This window comes from Faecousia sp. (assembly GCF_048519415.1).
Lineage (GTDB): Bacteria > Bacillota > Clostridia > Oscillospirales > Oscillospiraceae > JAZOXB01.
In genome coordinates, this window is sequence record NZ_DBFZUT010000078.1 from 1 (window position 1) to 4,036 (window position 4,036).

At 64.5% G+C, this 4,036-nt stretch carries 3 protein-coding genes and 1 rRNA gene; all 4 read left to right on the forward strand.

Annotation, left to right across the window (positions count from 1 at the left end):
* The first annotated feature begins 640 nt into the window (after window positions 1-640).
* Window positions 641-2,110, forward strand: coding sequence for a spore germination protein (locus tag ACMKFF_RS08160; RefSeq protein WP_419496617.1), 1,470 nt, complete (start codon window positions 641-643; stop codon window positions 2,108-2,110).
* Window positions 2,107-2,556 carry a hypothetical protein gene (locus tag ACMKFF_RS08165; RefSeq protein ID WP_417323677.1) on the forward strand — a complete coding sequence of 150 codons (450 nt, stop codon included), beginning with the start codon at window positions 2,107-2,109 and terminating at the stop codon, window positions 2,554-2,556. The genes ACMKFF_RS08160 and ACMKFF_RS08165 overlap by 4 nt, the downstream gene beginning before the upstream one ends.
* Window positions 2,546-3,511 carry a hypothetical protein gene (locus tag ACMKFF_RS08170; protein ID WP_419496618.1) on the forward strand — a complete coding sequence of 322 codons (966 nt, stop codon included), beginning with the start codon at window positions 2,546-2,548 and terminating at the stop codon, window positions 3,509-3,511. Before ACMKFF_RS08165 ends, ACMKFF_RS08170 begins: the two co-directional genes overlap by 11 nt.
* Before the next feature lie 401 nt (window positions 3,512-3,912).
* Window positions 3,913-4,036: ribosomal RNA gene (locus ACMKFF_RS08175) — 16S ribosomal RNA — on the forward strand; the annotation flags it as partial.

The following is a 4,036-nucleotide window of genomic DNA, read 5'->3' on the forward strand; positions in this document are numbered from 1 at the left end:
CCTTTACGGGGAGTGAGCGCCTTGTACAGGGAAATTAAACCGCAGGAGGGCACTGGTGCACCTCGCGCTCCCCTGACGTGTCATTGCGAGGAGCGAAGCGACGTGGCAATCTCGCAGTACCCGGCCGCATCGTGGGAAAGCTATCGGCGAAAACGCAACTGCCTTCCCGAGATTCCCACGTCGCTTCGCTCCTCGGAATGACAAATCTGATAGTTTTGCGCTGCCGAATTACTGCTGCAATAGCTGCGACTGCCAATGGCGGTCACTCCCCGTAAAGGGGACGCCGCATCCGTAAGGCGGCAAAGCCGCCAACGGCTGCGCAGTGACCGCCGCTACAGACGCAATCGGTTTTTACGTTTTTATCGGCACCTTGTACGAACTGGAAGTGCCTTCCCGAGATTGCCACGTCGCTTCGCTCCTCGCAATGACAATTCGGAAGTGCATACCATTTTAACGATAGCCTGCACTGGTCGGCAGCATTGCGCCGGGAGGGGCATGCCCCTCCCCTACAACTCACGGTTGGCGGCCCTGCGAAAAATTCCACGCTCCGCGTTTCACGTTTTCTTCCACAAATTTTCCCTTTCCTGTGCATAACCGCCTGCACTGGCGGGAAAACTTGCTGCGGGGAGGGACAACACACATGGAACAGGAGCTGCGCCGTCTGCCCGACGGGACCTACACGGGCGCGATGACGGATGAACATATCTGCGGCATTTTCGGCTGCTGCGGTGACTGGAACCGCCGCGAGGTGCGCATCGGGGCGCTGACGGTCTACGTCTATGCCATCGACGGAATCACCTCGGGCGGCGATGCGTCGGAATACGTCGTCAAGCCCCTCATGCAGGACGCGTTCGGCGGCACAATGGACGAGCTCTACGACCGCGCCCTGCACCGGACGGTCTATAACTCCGTGGCTGTGCCGTGCGGAGACCTGCAGAGCACGGCGGAGAAGCTCGTCAACGGCTTCACGGTCGTGCTGTTCGGGCAGCGGGCCATTGCCTTCGAGACGAAGACGGGCGAAAAGCGCTCGCCCTCGGCCCCGGAGGTCGAGAACACGGTCAAGGGCCCGAAGGACGCGTTTACGGAGACGGTGCGCACGAACACGAGCCTGCTGCGCCGCCACCTGCGCACGCCGGCGCTGCGGCTGTATGAGACGGTCGTGGGGCAGCGGAGCCTGACGAACGTCACGCTGGCATGGATCGACGGGCTGACGGAGCCTGCGCTCGTCTCGCGGATGCAGGCGCGGCTGGCGGAGATCGACATCGACGGCCTGCTCACGCCCGCGGCCGTGGAGGAATATCTGACCGGCTCACGGCCGACGGCCTTTCCTTTGCTGCAGTACACGGAGCGGACGGACCGCTTCGCGCAGGCCCTGCTCGAGGGGCGCGCCGGCCTGCTCGTCGACGGCCTGCCGCTGGGCTATCTCGCACCGGTCGACCTCGGCTATCTCATGACATCGGCCGAGGACCGGGGCACGGATTTTGTCTCGGCGTCGTTCCTGCGCGTGCTGCGCTATGCCGCCCTGCTGCTCGGCCTGCTGCTGCCGGGGCTCTATGTCGCCATGGCGGCCTTTCACCCGCAGATGCTGCCGACGGAGCTGCTGCAGTCGATCTTAGAGAGCAAGCGCGCGGTGCCGTTCCCGACCATCGTGGAGGTGCTCGGGCTGCTGGCCGCCTTTGAGCTGCTGCAGGAGGCAAGCGTCTCGCTGCCGCAGTCCGTGGGGCAGAGCCTTTCCATCATCGGCGGCCTTGTCGTCGGCTCGGCCGCCGTGGAGGCGCGGCTCATCTCGCCCGCGGCCCTCATCGTCGTGGCGGCGGCGGGCATCTGCGGCTTTGCCATACCGGGGCGCAGCTTTGCAGACGCCCTGCGCGTGTGGCGGATGGCGCTGGCCGCGGCGGCGAGCCTTGCCGGGCTGTTCGGCCTGACGCTCGGGGCCATCTGCCTCGTTGTCCATCTGGCGGGTCTGGATTCGTTCGGGATCTCCTATCTTGCGCCGTTTTCCGGCATCGGCGGCGCGCGCGCCCTGCTGCGGCCACGCCTCGTGCGGGAACCGCTGCGAGATCCGCTGCTCCGGCCGCTCGACCGGCGCAATCAGGGGGGAAAGCGATGAAATGGACGCTTCTTGCGGCTGCGGCGCTGGTTCTGTGCTGCGGCCTGCCGTTCCGCACGCACGAGACGCGCACGCTCCTGCCGGTGCAGACCGTGCAGGCCGAGCGGACGGAAGCCGGCGTGCGCATCGTCACGGAGGCGGGCGAGGGCAGCGGCGCAACGTGGGACGACGCCGTGGCCGCGCTGCGCATGGCTGCGCCGGGCGAGGTCTACTTCGACACGGCCGGGCAGGTCGTGCTGTGCGGGAAGACGGACCGTCTCGTGAACGAGCTGCTGGAAAGCGGCATCCTGCGCCCGGCGGCGCAGGTGCGCCGGAGCGGGGGCCTGACCGACCCGGAGGGGCTGTCCGACCTGCTGGAGGCCCACGCCAGCCCCGTGACGGTCGGCCTGCTGCGGGCGGAGCCGGGCACGGCCCTGCCCGATTGGGAGGAAAGCCATGCGGGATAGACAGCTCTGCGCCGTGACGCTGGCGGCAGCTTCCGTCCCGGCGCTTCTGTATCTGCCGCGCCTCGGCTGGGTCTGGGCGACGGCGGCTGCGGCGATCTCCGCGCTGCTGCTTGGCCTCTGCGGGCGGCGCTGCGCGCCGGGCGGGCTGACGGAGGTCATCCCGGCGGCGTTCGGCCGGGCGGGAAGAGCCGTGCTCGCGCTCGTCCTCCTCGGCGGCGCGCTGCTGCTGGGAGGTGCAGCGCGGGCGCTGTGCGCCATCTATCCGGAGAGCCGCGGCGGGCCGCTTACGGGACTCCTGCTGCTTCTGGCGGCGGCCTATGCCGCAGAGCGCGGGGAGGAGACCGTCCTGCGCAGCGGGGCCATCCTGTTCTTTTTCCTCACGGCGGTCGAGGCCGTCATTCTGGGCTTCTCGGCCGTGCAGGTGCGCGCGGCGTGGCTCGCGCCGCAGACGGGACGCGTGCCGTTTGCCGCCATGACGGCGGCGCTGTCACCCGTGGCCGTGCTCTATGTGCGCGGCGGGGCGCGGAGGACGGGCGGCTGGCTCGCGGCGGGGATCGGCCTCTGTGCGGCGGCGGCCCTGTGCGCCGCAGGCACGCTCTCGCCCCGCGTGGCCGGAGAGGAGGCGTTTGCGGTCTATACCATGGCCAAGAGCGTGTCCGTCTTCGGCGTGATGGAGCGGCTGGAGCCGGTCGTGTCGGCCGCGCTGACGGCGGGGGGCTTCTGCCTGCTTGCCGTGCTGTGCCTCGCCAATGCGAAGACGGCGCGGGCGCTCGGGTGGAAAAGGCGCACAGGTATCGGAAATTTCCTGCTCGGCTGCACGGGGTATCTTGCGGGCACGGTCCTGCCGGAGGGGGTGCAGGCCCTCGCAGCTGCCATATGTTGGGGTATTGTGCCATTGGTAACACTATGGGTAGCGTCTGTAAAAAATTTGCAAAAAAATCAAAAAAATGCTTGACATTCGGGTGGTTATTTGATAGAATAGCGGAGCCGCTTGAGACAGGGCGTCAAACAACAAAAGATTTCGAAAGAAATTGAAAAAAGTGCTTGACAAGCTAAACAGTGCGTGCTATAATGTAGAAGTTGCTCCGGAACGGAGGGTGCGAGCCCGATGAAGTCCGGATGACTTTTCAACTAGGCTGTGCGAATGGCCGGTGTACCTTGTAAATTAAACAACGAGAAACATGAACAAACACCTTGGACAATTTGATTTAAAACAAGTTGTTCTTTGAGATGTCAGTGTAAAAACTGAGATTGTGAAGAATAGCCAACGAGAAATTCTTGAGTGAAGCTAAGAGCAAAACTTATAGAATGCATGATTTTATTCAGGATCTGAAAAGGGACTGATTAAGATACCATTTTATAGAGAGTTTGATCCTGGCTCAGGACGAACGCTGGCGGCGTGCCTAACACATGCAAGTCGAACGGAGTCGGCCCCGCAAGGGACTGACTTAGTGGCGAACGGGTGAGTAACGCGTGAGCA

Excerpts from the sequence above, each read along its gene's own strand:
- ACMKFF_RS08160 (WP_419496617.1), top strand. The coding sequence starts at position 641 with ATGGAACAGGAGCTGCGCCGTCTGCCCGACGGGACCTACACGGGCGCG.
- ACMKFF_RS08165 (WP_417323677.1), top strand. The coding sequence starts at position 2,107 with ATGAAATGGACGCTTCTTGCGGCTGCGGCGCTGGTTCTGTGCTGCGGC.
- ACMKFF_RS08170 (WP_419496618.1), top strand. The coding sequence starts at position 2,546 with ATGCGGGATAGACAGCTCTGCGCCGTGACGCTGGCGGCAGCTTCCGTC.